Genomic DNA, 17,458 nt, shown 5'->3' with positions numbered 1-17,458 from the left:
GCGCCGTGCGTCACAAGAATTCGACGGGTCGGGACAGACCGCCCGCACGCAGCACCGATCGATAGGCGGCTGCCGCCATTTCGCTGCCCGATACGCCCACTGCCGGCTGACGCCGTTGGATCGACAGTTGCGAGCCGTCGCGGCCACGCGCCTCGACCGCCAGTTCAAGGTGGTGGATCGCCGGGTCGGCAATCAGCCGCGCGCGGCAGCGATCGAGGCCGATTGTTGCCAGCGCGCACGCGACCATCGCGTTGACATTGTTGGGGTAGCGCACCGCCGCATCGCGCACGCTGCCATCGAACAACAGGCTCCTGCGCTCGGGGTGCGGCGCGCCTTGGCCCAAGCTCGCGGGCGGCTTGCGAAAGGTGATGGTGACATCGTCCCACATCTCGCGCCATTCGATCAGGCTATCGAGACCGACGAGCGCGCCATGCGCGATCAGCAGCGACCGCCCCGACTGCGCCGCTGTATCACGAAGCCGGTCGTACAGCGCATCATCGGCAAGCGCGGTGAGCGATAGCGGCAAATAGTCGGCAACGGCCAGAAATGCAGCGCCATGCTGGCGGGTAACATCGGGGCCGGCCGCTTCGACGATCAGATCGGGGGTACAATCCGCCGCTTCAGCCAGATCGTCCAAAACAAGCTCGGGCGGGATCGCAGCAAGGCGGGACGGCGTTCGATTGTGAATGAAAACAACCTGCCCCGGTCCCGGGTCCGCGGCGATGCGGCGATAGAGTTCGGCCCCGATAAAGCCGAAACCAATCAAGCCGATGCGCATCGCCGCACCCTTGCTACCGGATCAATATTTCCACCGCAGCGTTGCGCCATAGGTGCGTGGCGGATTGTAGGACACGAGCACCGATCCGATCACGTCGGACTTGCCCGATTCATAAAGCTCGTTGGTCAGGTTCTTGGCCCACAGCCTCAGCTCCCATTTGTCGTCGTCGGTCGCGAGGCCGATCGAGCCGTTGAGCACGCCGACCGAATCCTGCGCGGTACGCAGACCGTTTTCGTTGTCGAAAAAGAAATCATCGGTCCAATTATAGTCAGCGCGCACAAATCCGTTGATCCGGCGGCTGAGCGGCACCGTGACATCGCCGCCGATGCTGAACGAATTTTCGGGCGAGCGGCGGAGCACATTGCCTTTCAGATTGGTCGGCACCGGCACCGAGCAAAAGCAGCTGGGATCATAACGCAGTTCGGTACTGATCAGATCGCCGGTAATCTTGGCGTCCATATAGGTATAGTTGGCGAACAGGGTCAGCCCTTCCACCGGGACCAGAGCGGTTTCCAGTTCGATACCCTTAACCCGCGCCTCGCCCGCATTGGCGATGACATTGTCAGCGGGCAAATTGGGATCGAAAATGACGAACTGCTGCGTCTGGAGATCTTCATACTCGGTCCAGAAACCGGTGATGTTGAACCGCAGCCGATTGTCGAGCCAAGTCGTTTTGGCCCCGATTTCATAGTTCAGCGCATATTCGGGATCATAGGCCAGCCGGGCCTCGCCGGGGTTGGTGGCGTTTTCGCCGTTCCAGCCGCCAGACTTATAGCCTTTGGAGACAAGTGCATAAAGGAAGACGTCTTGCGTCGGTTGCCAGTGCACGTTCATGCTGGGCGTCCAGGCATCCCAGCTCTGTTTGTTGCTGGCCGAAAAGGCGCGGGTAAAATTGCCATTTTCATCTTCGAAATCAGCCCCCAGGAAATCCCCGATCGTCTCGCGATAGACCGAGAAGTTCTTGCGATCCTTGGTATAGCGAATGCCCGCGGTCACCCCCAGCGTATCGGTGATGTCGAACGTGCCCTCGACGAACGCAGCCCAGGTGTTGCTCGTCATCCGCGTTTCGGCGATTTCTTTGCCCTGCGCGAAGAAGTTGACGAAAACATAGTCGGCAACCTCGGTACGCGCGACCTTTTCGCGCTGGTAAAACAGCCCCGCGAGGACGTTGAACGGCCCTTCGAAATCGGACCGGAAGCGCAGCTCCTGCGAGAAGCTTTTCGACTTTTCATATTTGTCGTTGATGTAATAGTCGTCGTTGAACAGTGAGCGGTCAATTGCGCCAAAATCGATCCGGCCATCGAGGCCATAGACCATCCGGGTGAAGTCGATGAAGCTCCCCGCGTCGTTGTTGAGCGCCGCAAAACTACCTTCGCGATAGGCGGTCACTGACGTAACGGTGCCGACACCCACGTCCAGATTGGCGCTCAGATGCACGCCTCCCAGATCGGCGTCCTGAGTACCATCGATATTGTTGGGACCGCGGCGGCGGTCGGGGTTCACGAACGGGATATTGTGGTTCGAGGGGATTTGGATATCAACCCACTTGCCGCGCGCGCGCCGACGCGTGAGGTCGCCCGTGAGCAGGATGTCCAGCGAGTCATTGGGCTGAAAGCGCAGCTGTCCCAGCACGCCAAAGGCATTCAGATCCTCGACATCATTGCCTGTAAAACTGTTGAAGGCATAGCCGTCATGGTGCCGCGCGGTTGCCGCCAAACTGCCCGACAAGCCTTCAGCAAGGCCGCCAGCGACATGCGCTTTGACCGAAAAGCCGCCATAATTGCCGATGCCCGCTTCGGCGCCGGCGCGAAATTCGTCGGTCGGTTTGCGGGTGATAAAGTTGATCGCCCCACCGACGACATTCTTGCCATAGAGGGTTCCTTGCGGCCCGCGCACGATTTCCACGCGCTCGAGGTCGAACAACTCGATCGCGGTGCCTTGTGCCCGCGGCAGATAGACGTCGTTCAGGAAGAACCCGATGGCGGCGTTCGACGCCGCGCTTTCGATATCGGTGCCGATGCCGCGCAGAAAGATGTTGGGCTCGGACACATTGTCGGGATTGAGGGTGAAGCCCGGCACACGACTGGCGATTTCAGAAAATTCGTCGATCCCCGCCTTCTCCAGCGCGTCACCGCTCAACGCAGCGACCGACACCGGGGCCGATTGCAGATTTTCCTCGCGCTTGCGCGCCGTCACGACGATTTCCTCCAGCCCGCCGCTGCTGGCGCCAGCAGTATCCTGCGCGACTGCAAATCCGGGGACTATCAAAGTCGTAACTGCCCCCAACAGCAGCGCGGCCCGGCTCGTGTTCAAAAGCTTGTTCATTTAGTCCCCCTTTGCCGATGACCAATCGCTGCGGACCCATTCTCTGCGGACGTGCGGGTACCGCGCTTCAAGACAGTTCGGATTTGTCGAAGCTATCGAAGGGGGCTTGTATGAATAATAATAATACAAGGCTTTGTTATATGGTTTTGATATAGCAGCGTTGCAACGCGACGCGATTCTGTGGCACTTCGCCAGTTCGCGAGGCACGGCGGCGTCACATCGATAACGAGAGAGCCGAATGGGCGCGGCCAGCCGAACTCATGCGAAAGTCAAAGCAATTGCATGTCGTCACGCTTGATGCACCGGCACTCGAAATATTGAGGCGTGCTTCCGCCTACTCGGATCCAAGCGAGCCCGATGCCTTCATCTTCGCCAACAGGAAAGGGAAGATGGTCAGCGACATGACCATGTCGCAAGTCATGCGCGCGGACGAACTTCCCTGGGTTCCCCATGGCTTCCGAACCAGCCTGCGAACCTGGTCCGCCGAGCAGCAGCCCTATATTCCCGAGGCTGTCGCCGAATCGGCCCTTTTGTATGTCATCGACGACGAGGTGGTCAAAGCCAATCAGCGCGCCACTTTTCTCGAGATGCGTCGGATGTTGCTGGCCCAATGGAGTGCTTTCATCACTGGGGGTGAATGGATTGCGGTGCCGCCAAGGCCGCTCATGGGCTAGCAGCCCCTCAATCCAATTTCTGAATGGATCGACTGTCGAGGCCGCAACCCACCAGCTCCGCCCGCCCGCCTACTCGGCGGCCACTTCGTTGTCTTGTCCGGTCATCACTGTACACTCATCGTCGTAGAGAAACTCGGCGCCCCTCAGATCGATATGAGGAAAGGCGTCCTTTTCCGCCCAATAATCCTGATTATGACGCCATTCGGGCCGGTCGCCACGGCGCGGCATCGCATCGATACCGCGCATCAAATAGCCCGGGTTGAAATTATCGGCCTCGATCCACGGCAGGATGGCCATGTCCTCGTCCTCAGCGCGCAATGCAACTTCAACCTTTTTCGCACCGATGTCGTCCATATGGTTCAGCAGATTGCAGACAAAATCGCCCATCATGTCGACGCGCAGCGTCCAGCTGGCGCGGAAGTAGCCCATGACCCACACCAGGTTCGGGACACCGGTCATCATCATGCCGCGGTAAGTGACGGTCTTTGCCCAGTCGATCGGCGTGCCGTCGACTTCGAACGGAATCCCACCCATGACCGAAAGGTTGAAGCCGGTGGCCGCGACAATGAGATCGGCCTCGATCTCCTCGCCGCTCGCGGTGCGGACACCATGGGCGGTGAAGCGATCGATGGTATCGGTCACCACGGTCAACTTGCCCTGCGTGGCGGCGCGAAAGATGTCGCCCTCGGGGCAGAAGGCAAGTCGCTGCTGCCACGGGCGATATTTCGGGGTGAAGTGGGGTTCGAACGAAAAATCGGGATCGCCCGAAAAAGCCCGGATCAGCGACTTCAGCTCCTCAAACACGGCATCGGGCTCGTCAAGGCAGCGGCGTGTCATCAGATCCTGATCGTGCATGATCTGCGCCCGCACGACGCGGTGGATCGTGGGTTCGTCGATGCCGACCTCGCGCAATCGGTCGGCGAGCTCGTTCTTATTCTCCGAGCAATAGAAATAGGTCGGCGAGCGCTGGAGCATCGTCACATGTGCGGCTTTTTCTGCGAAGGCGGGAACAATGGTCGCCGCCGTCGCGCCCGACCCGATCACCAGGATCAGTTTGCCCGTATAATCGGTCGCGGGATCCCACAATTGCGCGTGAACGAACTGCCCCTGGTAATCCGACAAACCCGGCCAGTCCGGAATGTACGGCTTTTCATGGTCGTAATAGCCCTGGCACATCCACAGGAAATTGGCGGTGAAGGTAACGATCTGGCGGTCAGCCCGCCGAACCGCTTCGACGGTCCAGCGGCTATCGGCACTTGACCAGCGGCACGCGATAATCCGGTGGCCATAATGGATATGCGGTGCGATGCCGTTTTCCTCGATCACCTCACCCATATAGCGGAGGATTTCAGAAGCACTGGCGATCGGCGCGCCGACCCAGGGCTTGAAGCGGTACCCAAAGGTGTAGAGATCCGAGTCCGAACGAACGCCGGGATATTTGTGCGTCTCCCAGGTGCCGCCAAATGTGTCCTTCATTTCGAGGATCGCATAGCTCTTGCCCGGGCATTGTTGCTGGAGGTGAAACGCCGAGCCGATCCCCGATATGCCGGCGCCGACAATGAGCACGTCGACATGATTGCCCTTTGCGCCGCCAATTGCGGGGGCGGGCCGAACTGCAGAGGCGGTCGTGGTCATATCATCTCCCCCAATCTTCCTTGCACAAGGGAAGCACGCACCGCGCCTGCGAGCATTGATTTGGATCAAACCGCTTCGGGCGACCGCAAACTGTCGCCGGATTTTCGCGTCTGCCCCCTGCTCAGCAGGGGGCAGCCTGAAACGGCCACTGCCCCAGGTTACCGACGGCGGCGAAAATCGCGCTTTACCGCAGCAGGCAGTAAAGAGGCGAAAGGCCGTGTGCTATTTCGCGCTATCGCTCGGTCAATGCGACAGCAGAACGGGCAAGCGCGGGTTGTCGAGTATCTCGCGCGTCGCGCCGCCCAGCAGAAATTCGCGAAACCGGGAGTGGCCATAGGCACCCATCACGAGCAGGTCAGCGCCGCCTTCCAACGCATAGTCCTGCAGTGCCGGGCCGATCGATTTCTCCCTGAGTTCGATCTGCTCGAAGCGCACGTCCAAACCTTTCTGTCGCATGGCGAGTTCGATGATCTGACGATCGGGGTTGGTCTGGAAACGCTTTTCACCCCCGACAGCCACGAACCTGATCTTCTTCGCCAAGCGAAGGAATGGCAGAGCATCGTGCAGCGCACGGGCAGCCGAGCGACTGTGGTCCCAGGCAATTGTCACATGGCTGCAATCGAAAGAAAGCTCATACTGCTTCGGGACCACCACGACGGGCCGACCCGATTCAAACAGGGCTTGTTCGGCGATCTCTCGCTCACTCAGAAAATTGCTTCGGTCGACACCTGTAATCATCAGGTCATAGAGCTTCGCCCGGTCGGTCAAAAATGGCAAAAAGCCGAAAGCGTGCGCCCAATCGGTTTGCGTGAATACCGGAACGCCGCGCGCGCGCGCCGCTTCGGCGATGGCCTCCGCCAATTCCGACGCCTGCCGTTGGCGCGCTGCCGACTCCCGTTCAAGCTCCTCGGCAGAGGGGTCTTCCCAATGACCGGTGAAGGGCAGGTCGAGATTTGGGACCAAGACATCGAGCTGGGCACCCAGGGCCGCCGCGGCTCCGAGTGCATAAGCCGCTGGCCCGCAGGCGGGGTCGGAGGCTTCCAGCGATGCATAAAGCAGAAGATTGTGATCGGACATCGGGCCTACTCCATGGTCGTTCGAACCTTGTACTTCGCGCTCCCGCAGCGTCAGCCTCAAAGCCAAGCGTAGCCCGCCCGGATCCGTTTGCTGCGACCTGCCAGCCGGGCCTGGCTGCCCGCTGCCACTAACGGCGAAGTCCGCCCGGCTTGACCATGATCGTTCCCTTTTCGGAAGCCGTAAATCTACGTAGCCGGACCGTCGGTAACGGGTCACATGCGTCAGGCCTCGCCTGCAAAACGGCGGAACGCGAGCCGCATCTGTTTTTCGGTTTCAATCAGGGCAAAGAAGACCGAGCCAGTCGCCACGATCAGCAATCCGTCGACCAAGGGCACTGCCTCGGTTCCGAATATGGCTTGCAGCGGTGCGACATAGGTGATGGCAAATTGGGCCGCCGTAACGGTGATGACGGCATACCAGACGACGGGCGTGCCGCGTACCGCCGCCAGCGTCAGCGATGTTCCATGAATGTTGCGAATAAAGAAGAGGTGGAAAATCTCGAGCACCACGAGCGTGTTGACCGCCATCGTCTGTGCAAGTGCAGTCGAATAGCCCTTTTCGATCGCATAAGCGAAGACACCAAAGACAGCGACCACGAACAATACTGACACCAGCAGGATATGCCAGACGAGCTCCCCACTCAGTAGCGGCGCGTCGCGGCGACGCGGTGGACGCCGCATCGTGCCTTTCTCGCTGGGTTCGAACGCAAGCGCGATACCCAGCGTGGTGGCGGTGATGAGATTGATCCAGAGGATTTGAACGGCGGTGATGGGCAACGTCATGCCCGCGAGCAATGCGACGATGATTGTCATGGCTTCGCCGGCGTTGGTGGGCAGCGTCCAGCTGATTACCTTCTTGATATTGTCGTAAACCGTTCGCCCCTCGCGGACGGCGGCGGCAATCGAAGCGAAATTATCGTCGGCGAGCACCAGCTCCGACGCTTCCTTGGCGGCTTCGCTGCCCTTGATCCCCATGGCCGTTCCGGCCTCGGCGCGCTTAAGCGCCGGCGCGTCGTTGACGCCGTCGCCGGTCATGGCAACGGTCAGTCCGCGCGACTGCAGTGCCATCACCAAGCGGAGTTTATGATAGGGCGATGTCCGCGCAAAGACGTCGGTTTCGAGCGCCGTGTCGGCAAGTTCTGCGTCCGACATCTGCTCGATATCAGCGCCCGTCAGCACCCGCTCACTATTTTGCAGTCCGATCTGTGCAGCAATGGCGCGCGCCGTGGCGCCGTGATCGCCGGTAATCATCTTTACCCGGATACCGGCGGCATGACACTCGGCCACCGCGTCGATCGCTTCGGGCCGGGGCGGATCGATCAATCCGACCAGACCGACCATGGTCAGCGCGCCGGTCAGATCGGCGCTGTTGAGTATCGTTACCCCCTGGTTCGTCGTCCGCGACGCCAAGGCGATGACGCGCTGACCCTGGTTCGCCAAGGCCTCGATATTCTCCAGCCAATAGGCCCGGTCAAGCGGCGCAGATTGGCCTTGGAGCCCCCGCTGATCCTTGCAAAGGTCGAGAATGGCTTCCGGCGCTCCCTTGACGTCGATGTACGCACTGCCCTCATGATCATGATTGAGCACCGCCATGTAGCGGTGTGCCGCATCAAACGGGATTGCATCGGTACGCGAAAAACTGCCGCACTCGCCGCTGAGACTGCCTGATATCTTACCGGCAAGCGCATGCAGTGCCCCCTCCATGGGGTCGCCTTCAACGAACCAGCCGTCATCCGTTCGGCGAAGTTCGGCGTCGTTGCACAGGGCGGCAATGCGCGCGATCTCCAGCAGCACAGGCTCGTCGTCGCCGATGGTGACACCATCCTCGTCATTCACGATGCCGATGGGGTCGTATCCATGCCCCTCAACGCAATATCGCCGATTGGGCGCAACGATCGCGGTCACCATCATTTCGTTGCGTGTGAGCGTTCCGGTCTTGTCGGTACAGATCACCGACACCGAACCGAGTGTTTCGATGGCCGGCAAGCGGCGGACGATGGCGTTTCGCCGTGCCATTGCCTGAACGCCTACGGCGAGCGTGATCGTCAGAACTGCCGGCAAGCCTTCAGGAATCGCTGCTACTGAAAGCCCGACCACAATCATGAATATCTCGCCGAACGGCATATCATGCACAAAGACCCCGAACGCCAGCAGACCGGCGCTGACGATGAGAATGAAAACCGTCAGCCAGCGGGCGAACAGGTTCATCTGCCGAACGAGAGGCGTCGTGAGTGTCTCGACGCGCGAGAGCAGGCCGCTGATCCGACCGATCTCGGTGTCCGCCGCTGTCGCGACGACCAGCCCCCGCGCCGTGCCCGCTAAAACCAGCGTGCCGCTGAACAGCAGCGAACTCCGGTCGCCAAGCAGCGCCGACGGTGCGACGGCATCCGGTCTTTTGTCGGTGGGAACCGACTCGCCGGTCAATATGGCCTCTTCCGCTTTCAGCCCGCGGGCCTCGACAATCCGCAGGTCTGCCGGAACCCGGTCCCCGGCTTCGAGCAGCACGATATCCCCGCGCACCAGTTCGGCGGCATCGATCGTCCGCCGCGCGCCATCGCGGATCACGGCTGTATGGGGTGCCAGCATGCCGCGAATGGCGGCCATAGCATTTTCTGCGCGCCCCTCTTGAATGAAGCCAATTGCAGCATTGGCCAGCACCACCGCCAGGATCACGCCGGTATCGACCCAGTGGCCCAACGCCGCAGTGATCAGCGCCGCCCCGAGCAGCACATATATGAGGATATTGTGGAAATGGAGAAGAAAGCGGACGACAGCACTGCGCCGCGCTGGTTCGGGCAACCGATTTGGCCCAAGTTGGGCAAGCCTGCAGGCCGCCTCGGCGGACGACAGGCCCTCGATGCACGACTGGAGAGCGCGGAAACTCTCCTCTTTCGAAAGCGCGTGATAGCGCAGCCCATCATTATGCATCATATTGAACCTGAACCTTCGATCTACCTCTGACCGGAGCACGAAAAGCGTTCCGGTGGGCCTGACTTCACCCGGCATGAAAGGAAATCTCGACCGTCCTTGCTGCTTGTCGCCACAAAGGATTTCGTGCCCCCGCCGCCGCGTCGTGACACGGTTAAAAGATGACTTCCGCACCCGATTTGGCGAGTTCCCGAAATCACTCGCTCGCGGAGGGTACCGGACAGCGACGGCCTTACCCGTGGCTCAGGGTCACGCTCCATCCGTAGTAGTACGGACAGACCGGCACTGCGGCGCGACCTAGGCTGGGCACTCCCGCCGTTGCGACGGCGAGCGAGGTGAGATGAAATGACCAGCGCAACTTCCAAGCCCGCAATTTTATGGTTCGAAGACCTCGGTATCGGCGATATTGCGACCGTCGGCGGAAAGAACGCATCGCTCGGCGAGCTCTCGAGCCGCCTCGGCAAGGCCGGTGTCAGGGTTCCCGGCGGATTTGCAACCAGCGCTGACGCGTTCCGCGATTTCGTAACGGCGAACGCAATTGAGCCGGTGATCCGCAATCTCATCGCGCGTAATCATTCCCGGAAAATGACGCTTCAGGAGACCGGACGCGCGATCCGCGAGCTGATGCTGGCAAGCACCTTACCTGCTCATCTGGCAGACGAAATCCGCGCAGGCTATCGCGAGCTTGGCAAGAGGACGGGCGTGGCCGATCCCTCGGTGGCAGTACGCAGCAGCGCGACTGCGGAAGATCTTCCCGATGCGAGCTTTGCGGGACAGCACGAAACCTATCTCAACATCCGCGGAGAAAAGGCTCTTCTCGACGCGTGTCTGCGCTGCTTCGCATCCCTGTTTACAGACCGTGCGATCAGTTACCGCGAGACGAAAGGCTTTGATCATTTCTCGGTAGCTCTCTCGGTTGGGGTGCAACAAATGGTTCGCGCCGACATCGCAGGGTCCGGCGTGATGTTTACGATCGATACAGAGTCTGGGTTTCCCGGCGTTGCCACGATCAGTGCGACCTGGGGCCTCGGCGAAACCGTCGTCCAGGGGGCCGTGAATCCCGATCGGTACATCGTGTTCAAGCCATTGCTCGAACGGCCCGGAGCCTGCCCGATCATCGAGAAGTCGCTGGGCGAAAAGGCGATCCGGATGATATATGCCGAGGAAGGCAGTAGCCAGACCCGCGTCATTGCCTCGACCAGCGCGGAGCGCAGGGCATTTGTCTTGAGCGACGACGAGATTCTTGAGCTCGGCCGGTGGGCGGTAGCCGTGGAAGAACATTATGGACGGCCCATGGATCTGGAATGGGCCAAGGACGGCAGCAATGGCCTCCTCTACCTCGTTCAGGCCCGGCCTGAAACCATCCACGCCGGTGCCGGGCAGGCGAGTTTCCGCCGCTATTTATTCAGAACGGATGCCGCGCCGCTCATGACCGGGGTGGCTATTGGCAGTGCGGTTGCCAGCGGCAAGGTTTGCCTGATCCACAGTCCATCGGACATGGCGGCGTTTCCGGACGGTGCAATATTGGTGACCGGAAATACCGATCCCGATTGGGTGCCGATCATGAAGCGTGCAGCCGGAATCATCACCGATCGCGGCGGCAGTACCAGTCACGCCGCCATCGTCAGCCGCGAGCTTGGCGTGCCTGCGGTGGTCGGGACCGGCATCGCAACTTCGACGCTCCGCGATGGCCAGGAGATCACCTTGTCATGCGCCGGTGGCGAAGTGGGTTCGGTCTATCCGGGATTGCTCGATTACGCCGTCGAGGATGTCGACCTTTCATCCATTCCGGAAACCCGTACCGAGGTGATGCTCAATATTGCCGAGCCCGCGGCTTCGTTCCAATGGTGGCGCCTGCCCGCCAAGGGGGTCGGCCTTGCCCGGATGGAATTCATCATCAGCAATCTGATCAAGGTCCATCCGATGGCCCTGCTGAACCCGGACCGGGTTTCCGCCGCAGATAACCGTCTCATCCGAGATCTGGTCCGCGGGCACGCAAGCCCTGCCGACTATTTTGTCGACACGCTGGCGCGCGGCATCGCGCGCCTGGCTGCCCCTTTCTTTCCGCATCCGGCGATCGTCCGCCTCAGTGACTTCAAGACCAACGAATATGCGCATCTGATCGGTGGCGATGCCTTTGAGCCGCGGGAAGAAAACCCCATGCTCGGCTTTCGGGGCGCATCGCGCTATTATGACGAACGCTATCGCGACGGTTTCGCACTCGAATGCAGAGCGCTGCGCAAGGTGCGCGACGAGCTCGGCTTCGCCAATGTGATCGTGATGGTGCCCTTCTGCCGCACCCCGGCAGAGGCCGATCGCGTGCTCGCCGCCATGGCGGAGAACGGGCTGCGACGGGGCGAAAATGGGCTGCAAGTGTATATGATGTGCGAAATCCCCTCCAATGTGCTGCTGGCCGAAAAATTCGCCGCGCGGTTCGACGGTTTTTCCATCGGATCGAATGACCTCACGCAGCTGTTGCTCGGGGTCGACCGGGATTCCGAAATATTGGCAAAAATGTTCGATGAGCGCGACGAGGCGGTGCAGGTGGCGATCGCCGAGGCCATCGCCAAAGCGCACGCGGCGAAGATCAAGATCGGTATCTGCGGCCAGGCACCGAGCAACTATCCCGATTTCGCCGAATTCCTGGTGGGAGAAGGCATCGATTCGATCTCGCTCAATCCGGACAGTTTCGTGAAGACCTGTTCGGTGATCGCCAGTGCCGAGGCCGCCGCGGCCGCATCGCCTCACGCGAGCGCGGTGAATGCCAGTAGCAGCAGAGCGCCCAGTCCTGCATAAGCGAGGCACACCGGCAGCGTCATCTTGAGCACCGCTCCTTCGCGGCCAATCAACCCGACGGTGGCGGCACCTGCGACAATATTGTGCGGCGCGATGATGTTTCCGATTGCCGCCCCGAAGCTCTGGCCCGCGAGCGCCGGCAGCGGCCCCAGACCCGCTACCCTGGCCGCGGCGAGCTGAAATTCCGCAAGCAGGATGTTCGAGGCGGTGGCCGATCCGGTTGCAAAGGATCCCAGGGCGGCGACAAAAGGAATGGCGGCGGGCCACGCCGATCCCAATGATCTTGATGCGGCGGTAGCCAAAGCGTCGATCATTCCGCTGTGCGCCATGACCCTGGCCATCAGCAGCACGCAGACGAGCGCCACTGTAACTTCGGGCAGGCGGCTTGCCGCCGCGCGCAGCGACGGCATGATCACCATCCTCTGATCGATGCGCGCTAGCGCCGTGCCGACCAGGGCGATCATCAGCATCGTGCCGGGGTGATATAAGGGCTTGACCGTGCCGCTGAATTGTCCGGCCCATTCCCAGTCGAGCGCGAAGGATTGGAGCGTCATCGAAGCAACCGGGACGGCCCGCGTCAGGAAAAGCAGCACCAGGATCAGCCCATAGGGCAGGGCGGCGAAAAGGAGGCCCTTCGTTGTGCCGTGCTCGGTGCCGGCCCCGGGCCATTGCCGTTTTGCCAGGGTGACGAACGCCAGGCCCCCGATCAATGCGCCGCCGATAGTGGGGAGCTCGGGCCCGGTTAGCCAGGCCAACGAGAGGGCCGGCAGGGCGAACAAAAGCGCCGCGATGGGTATGATGACCCAGCTCGCACGGCGCTGCTCGGTCCGCGACAGGTGAAATATCAGGGCCACGAGCGTCCACCCGAGCGCGGCGTGCAGGAGCATGACGGCAAGCGACAGATCCTTCGGCATGACTTGCGACACCTCGATCAGGGGTAGCATCGGTGTGCCAACGGCCCCGAAAGAGACGCCGGCGGCATGCCCGATCAATGCGAGAATCAACGAGCGCAGCGGCGAGAAGCCGAGCGCGATGAGCATCGGGGCCACCAGCGCCACGGGTGTACCAAAGCCCGCCGCGCCTTCCAGCAGCAAGGCAAAAAACCAGGCAAGGATGAGCACGCGCACTTGCGGTCGATCAGAAATGGACGTCAGCCAGACCCCGATGCGCTCGGACGCGCCGGTGCGTTGCTGAAACTCGTGAAGGACGAGGGCCGGGTATATGATCCACAGGATCGTTGCCGCGGTGAAGGCCGCCTCCAGCAGCGGACCCATCAGATTCAAAAAGCTGAGTTCATAGCCGAACAGGAAATTGCCGACGCCGATGACCGCGGCGGCGCCCACCATGCCCGCGCGCGCTGCCGACCAACCCAGCGCAGCCATGCAAAACAGCATCAGCAGAATCGGGACGAGTGCGAGCCAGATCGCCACGCCTTATCCCGGCTTGTCGAGCGTAACCGGGTGGACGGGGCAACCCGATTGCTCGAACTGCGAAATATTGGCGATCGTCGTTTCCGCAATCGCGCGCAACGCCTCCCGGGTGAGAAACGCCTGGTGGCCGGTGATCAGCACATTGGGAAAGGTCAGCAATCGGGCGAAAATATCGTCCTGGATGATCTGGCTGGACAGGTTCTCGAAGAACAAATCGCTTTCTTCTTCATAAACGTCCAGCCCGACATGACCGACTTTCCCGCTTTTGAGGCCCTTGATGAGCGCTTTTGTCTCGACCAGGGCGCCGCGACCGGTGTTGATGATCATCACCCCTTCTTTCATCAGATCGATCGCCCTTGTATCGATGAGGTGATGGGTCTCGCTCGTGAGCGGGCAATGCAATGTAATGATGTCGGATGTGGCGAGGAGTTCCGGCAGTTCGACATATCGGCCGCCAGCCTCGACGAACATGGGATCATGGCGCGGGTCGACCCCCGTCACCTGGCAACCGAATCCTCGCATGATGCGCGCGACGCAAACCCCGATCCGGCCGGTCCCCACGATGCCGATGGTGCGCCCCTTCATGTCGAAGCCGATCAATCCGTCGAGCGAGAAATTCCCTTCGCGCACCCGGGCGTAGGCCCGGTGAATCTTTCGATTGAGGGACAGGATCAACGCCGCGGTATGTTCAGCGACAGCTTCAGGCGAATAGGCGGGCACCCGGGCCACAACTATACCGACATCGCGGGCCGCTGCCAGATCCACATTGTTGAATCCCGCGCAGCGCAGGGCGACCAGCCGCGTGCCGCCGGCGCTGAGGATTTCGAGAACCGACCGGTCGAGGACGTCGTTGACGAAGACACAGACCGCATCCCATTTTTGGCCGAGCTGGGCCGTTTCCGGGCCGAGGCGCGCGTCGAGGAACATCAACTCGTGCCTGTTTTTCACAGTCAGATTGGCAGCGGCGAGAAATTCCTGATCATAGGCTTTTGAGCTGAAAACGGCGACGCGCATATATTTGTCTTTCTGCAAAACGGGCCCGACCACCCTGTCTGCTGTGTAGCTGCTCGGCATTTAGGGCGGTCGGCTTCAACGCGATGTCAGTAGTATCCCTGATAAAATGCCGCCGAGGAGGTCGTTATAGGGTGAAGCATACGGACCACTGCCGCCAGCTGTGGTGGCCGCGATCGCTAACCTGCGCAGATCTGGACTCAAATATTGACCTTGATCCTCGTCGATACGGATTTTTCTCCGCGTTCTGACCGCCCCGTGCGGCGCGGCCATCTTGGCGCGCAGCACGGGTAGGACCGGTCATGAGAAATATCGGCTGGCAGCGTGACCCAAGAGGTCAATTGCAACGCAGAGATCGATGTCTTCCCGGCGCAGCGCAGCGACAAAGCAAACGCGGTTCGCCACGATCAAATCGAGGAAGATAAATGATGGATAAAATCGACAGTCTTGAAACCGACAATGGCCCGATCTTGGTCGCAACCGATCTGCGGCCCCAGTCGGATCGCGCCATCGACCGGGCGATTATGACCGCCGATGCGCAGGACGTCGGCCTCATCGTTTTTCATGTGATCGAGGAAGGCTCCCGACTGGCAGCGACGCCCGAGCGCACCGATGCCGCGGTGCGGTCCGTGCTGCCCGATCCCGCTGCCGCGGTCGAAATACGGACAGCAGAGGGCTCGGCGCCCTCCAAAATCGTCGAAGCAGCGGAGGTGAATGGTTGCAGCCTTATCGTTACCGGCGTGGCGCGCTTCAACAGCCTGGGCGATTCCTTCATCGGCACAGCGGTCGAGCGTGTGGTCCGCAAAGCGGCGCAGCCCGTGCTCGTCGTCAAGCAGCGTCCTCGGGCGAACTACCGCAACATGGTCGCGGCCACGGATTTTTCGGCATGCTCGCGCTACGCGCTGCTGACGGCAGCCCGGCTGTTTCCCGAAGCGAAGTTACATGTTTTTCATGCCTTTCACGTCGCCTATGAAGGGTTTGTGAACATCGAGCTTAACGTCGATGATGTGCGGGCCGAAGTGCAGAGCGAGTTCGACGATTTCCTGAATGATCCGGTAATCCCGGACGAGATCCGTCGGCGCGTAACATCGCACCTCGAATATGGCGATACTCAAGGCGTTGCCGACCAGCTTGTCGACAAACTGGAGGCCGATCTTGTCGTGATCGGGACGCACGGGCGCAGCGGTTTCTCCAAGGCCGTATTCGGCAGTATCGCCGAGATGTTGCTCCGTAGCGTGCCGGTCGACACGCTGGTCGTTCGCGAGCCGGTCTGATTCTGGCCCGTTCGGGGGCCTAGCCTCGCGCGTCTTGCCTTCTGTATCCGCGTCTTTTCCATCTCGCATGGCGTTTTCGGCTGGCGGCCGCCAACCGCTGTGCTCCGCGCAGGCGAATGCGAGCGGCAACTCGGGGTCGACGACGACCGATGCGGCGAACGGCGGGCGCGGTTCCAGCAACGTCGGCGCGCCCGTATAATCCCGTATATCGGCCGCGCTCCTTCTGAGTCAGTATATTTCCGGCACAAATCGCAGCCTCTGGGGCTCTAGGCTGCTTGACCTTCGCGGTCGGCAGCGGGACCGCGCAGTGCGATCGAGACCGCACCACAAGGCTGCGAAATGTTCCAGGAGACCCAAGATGTCGATTCCAGATTCGGTTTTGTTTCGTCCAGTCCGAACGGCTGAAGACAGGCAGGTTGTGGCGTGCATCGACAACTCGGCGCATGCACCAGGCGTGGCGGCACATGCTCATGCGATTGCGTCGGCGCTGGACCTGCCGGTCACCTTCATGCATGTGCTGGACGCTCGTCCGGATGCCAAGGTTCGGCCTGACCCAATCGAATGGGATCTTCGCCGACACGAGGCAAGACGCGCGCTTGGAGCGCTGACGTCATCCAGACCACCTTCCGGCCGGACTGCCCAGCTCAAACTCTCCGAAGGGGTGGTCGCCGACGAGATCTGCCGCTATTCCTGTGAGCAATCGGCGCACCTTCTGGTTATAGGTGCCAATGGCGGCAGCGCTTCACCAGGGGCGCTTGGCGGCACCGCCCGCAGCGTTCTCGAGCAGGCACCGGCGTCGATCCTCCTCGTCCCGGGATCAGCATCGGTTATGCCGGATCAGCGCTACCGTAGAATCCTGGTTCCGCTCGATGGGTCAAAATGGGCTGAAAGTGTCCTGCCTTTGGCCGTGCGACTGGCGAAGTCAGCTAAAGCGGAGCTCATACTGACGCATGTCGTTCCCACCCCTGAATTCATGGAACCCAGCCCTCTCGGCGCGAGCGACCGCGAGCTTCGGGATACTGTCGTCAAGAGAAACGAATTATTCGCCCGAAGCTATCTTGAGCGCATGCAGGGCTGCGTTGCCGCCTCCGGCATAGCGGTCCGCACGCTTCTGGTGCGAAGCGACGATGCCCGCACGCAGCTGACGGCAATGATTGCCGCCGAAAGCGCCGACCTCGTCATACTTTCCGCGCGGGGTAATGGCGGCCGCCATAACGCCGATTTGCCATATGGTAGCGTCGCTGCCTATTTGATGACGCATTCGCCGGTTCCTGTTTTAATGGTGCGGCCCAGCCACGTCCCGGATCCACCCGCGTACCAGGTGATGGAGGCTGTGCGTCTTCCAGTCGCCGTCGTTTGATCGTGACGGCTGCCGCGAGGGAAGAGGCGGCCCCATTAATTGCTGCAGCCCACGATCTCGCGCGCCGACATGCGGTGGTAGGATTAACCCGGGAAGCCGCACCGTTGCCCGCCTGGACGCAGCTTCGAGCGATGAGCGCCTGGCTGAACCGGGCACGAAAGGCAGCGAGTT

Annotated in this window: 11 protein-coding genes; 4 read left to right on the top strand and 7 right to left on the bottom strand. The window is 61.0% G+C overall.

Annotated elements, in window-relative coordinates; translation table 11 throughout:
* Positions 1–10: 10 nt before the first annotated feature.
* Both K0M74_RS05150 and K0M74_RS05145 read right to left on the bottom strand, forming a co-directional pair.
* Positions 11–778 carry an aspartate dehydrogenase domain-containing protein gene (locus K0M74_RS05150; protein ID WP_293968777.1) on the bottom strand — a complete coding sequence of 256 codons (768 nt, stop codon included), beginning with the start codon at positions 776–778 and terminating at the stop codon, positions 11–13.
* 21 nt (positions 779–799) lie between these two features.
* Positions 800–3,103 carry a TonB-dependent receptor gene (locus tag K0M74_RS05145; RefSeq protein WP_293968775.1) on the bottom strand — a complete coding sequence of 768 codons (2,304 nt, stop codon included), beginning with the start codon at positions 3,101–3,103 and terminating at the stop codon, positions 800–802.
* Positions 3,104–3,363: 260 nt separating this feature from the next.
* Here K0M74_RS05145 and K0M74_RS05140 point away from each other — a divergent pair, with 260 nt between their 5' ends.
* The gene (locus K0M74_RS05140) at positions 3,364–3,777 is read left to right on the top strand and encodes a hypothetical protein (protein WP_293968773.1); all 414 of its coding nucleotides are present in this window, start codon (positions 3,364–3,366) and stop codon (positions 3,775–3,777) included.
* Positions 3,778–3,846: 69 nt separating this feature from the next.
* Here the strand turns inward: K0M74_RS05140 and K0M74_RS05135 are convergent, their stop codons facing one another.
* From K0M74_RS05135 to K0M74_RS05125, 3 genes are all read right to left on the bottom strand, one after another.
* Positions 3,847–5,412 carry an NAD(P)/FAD-dependent oxidoreductase gene (locus tag K0M74_RS05135; protein WP_293968771.1) on the bottom strand — a complete coding sequence of 522 codons (1,566 nt, stop codon included), beginning with the start codon at positions 5,410–5,412 and terminating at the stop codon, positions 3,847–3,849.
* 243 nt (positions 5,413–5,655) lie between these two features.
* Entirely contained in the window at positions 5,656–6,489 is an 834-nt protein-coding gene (locus tag K0M74_RS05130; RefSeq protein ID WP_293968769.1) for a universal stress protein, read from the bottom strand.
* Between the two features lie 221 nt (positions 6,490–6,710).
* A complete protein-coding gene (locus K0M74_RS05125) occupies positions 6,711–9,419 on the bottom strand; it encodes a cation-transporting P-type ATPase (RefSeq protein WP_293968767.1) in 2,709 nt (902 codons plus the stop codon).
* 342 nt (positions 9,420–9,761) lie between these two features.
* Between K0M74_RS05125 and ppsA the strand changes: the two genes are divergently transcribed.
* A complete protein-coding gene (ppsA, locus tag K0M74_RS05120; RefSeq protein WP_293968765.1) occupies positions 9,762–12,212 on the top strand; it encodes a phosphoenolpyruvate synthase in 2,451 nt (816 codons plus the stop codon).
* On the opposite strand, the gene K0M74_RS05115 is transcribed toward ppsA, so the two are convergent.
* Together K0M74_RS05115 and K0M74_RS05110 are read right to left on the bottom strand one after the other, a co-directional pair.
* On the bottom strand, positions 12,161–13,642 hold the full coding sequence (locus K0M74_RS05115; protein WP_293968763.1) for an L-lactate permease: 1,482 nt from the start codon (positions 13,640–13,642) through the stop codon (positions 12,161–12,163). The two genes, ppsA and K0M74_RS05115, sit on opposite strands and share 52 nt — an antisense overlap.
* Positions 13,643–13,645: 3 nt before the next feature.
* Entirely contained in the window at positions 13,646–14,656 is a 1,011-nt protein-coding gene (locus K0M74_RS05110; protein WP_293968885.1) for a 2-hydroxyacid dehydrogenase, read from the bottom strand.
* Positions 14,657–15,078: 422 nt separating this feature from the next.
* Here K0M74_RS05110 and K0M74_RS05105 point away from each other — a divergent pair, with 422 nt between their 5' ends.
* Together K0M74_RS05105 and K0M74_RS05100 are read left to right on the top strand one after the other, a co-directional pair.
* Entirely contained in the window at positions 15,079–15,927 is an 849-nt protein-coding gene (locus K0M74_RS05105; protein WP_293968761.1) for a universal stress protein, read from the top strand.
* A gap of 358 nt (positions 15,928–16,285) precedes the next feature.
* Positions 16,286–17,287 carry a universal stress protein gene (locus tag K0M74_RS05100; RefSeq protein WP_293968759.1) on the top strand — a complete coding sequence of 334 codons (1,002 nt, stop codon included), beginning with the start codon at positions 16,286–16,288 and terminating at the stop codon, positions 17,285–17,287.
* Positions 17,288–17,458 lie beyond the last annotated feature (171 nt).

Origin of the sequence: Sphingopyxis sp. (assembly GCF_019459305.1) — a bacterium.
GTDB lineage: Bacteria > Pseudomonadota > Alphaproteobacteria > Sphingomonadales > Sphingomonadaceae > Sphingopyxis.
The sequence above is the reverse complement of the archived record's forward strand: the minus strand, read 5'-3'. Positions and strand labels throughout refer to the sequence as shown.

What these genes read in the sequence shown, in the direction of transcription:
- K0M74_RS05150 (WP_293968777.1), bottom strand. Translation starts at nt 778, where the DNA reads ATGCGCATCGGCTTGATTGGTTTCGGCTTTATCGGGGCCGAACTCTAT.
- K0M74_RS05145 (WP_293968775.1), bottom strand. Translation starts at nt 3,103, where the DNA reads ATGAACAAGCTTTTGAACACGAGCCGGGCCGCGCTGCTGTTGGGGGCA.
- K0M74_RS05140 (WP_293968773.1), top strand. Translation starts at nt 3,364, where the DNA reads ATGCGAAAGTCAAAGCAATTGCATGTCGTCACGCTTGATGCACCGGCA.
- K0M74_RS05135 (WP_293968771.1), bottom strand. Translation starts at nt 5,412, where the DNA reads ATGACCACGACCGCCTCTGCAGTTCGGCCCGCCCCCGCAATTGGCGGC.
- K0M74_RS05130 (WP_293968769.1), bottom strand. Translation starts at nt 6,489, where the DNA reads ATGTCCGATCACAATCTTCTGCTTTATGCATCGCTGGAAGCCTCCGAC.
- K0M74_RS05125 (WP_293968767.1), bottom strand. Translation starts at nt 9,419, where the DNA reads ATGATGCATAATGATGGGCTGCGCTATCACGCGCTTTCGAAAGAGGAG.
- ppsA (WP_293968765.1), top strand. Translation starts at nt 9,762, where the DNA reads ATGACCAGCGCAACTTCCAAGCCCGCAATTTTATGGTTCGAAGACCTC.
- K0M74_RS05110 (WP_293968885.1), bottom strand. Translation starts at nt 14,656, where the DNA reads ATGCGCGTCGCCGTTTTCAGCTCAAAAGCCTATGATCAGGAATTTCTC.
- K0M74_RS05105 (WP_293968761.1), top strand. Translation starts at nt 15,079, where the DNA reads ATGATGGATAAAATCGACAGTCTTGAAACCGACAATGGCCCGATCTTG.
- K0M74_RS05100 (WP_293968759.1), top strand. Translation starts at nt 16,286, where the DNA reads ATGTCGATTCCAGATTCGGTTTTGTTTCGTCCAGTCCGAACGGCTGAA.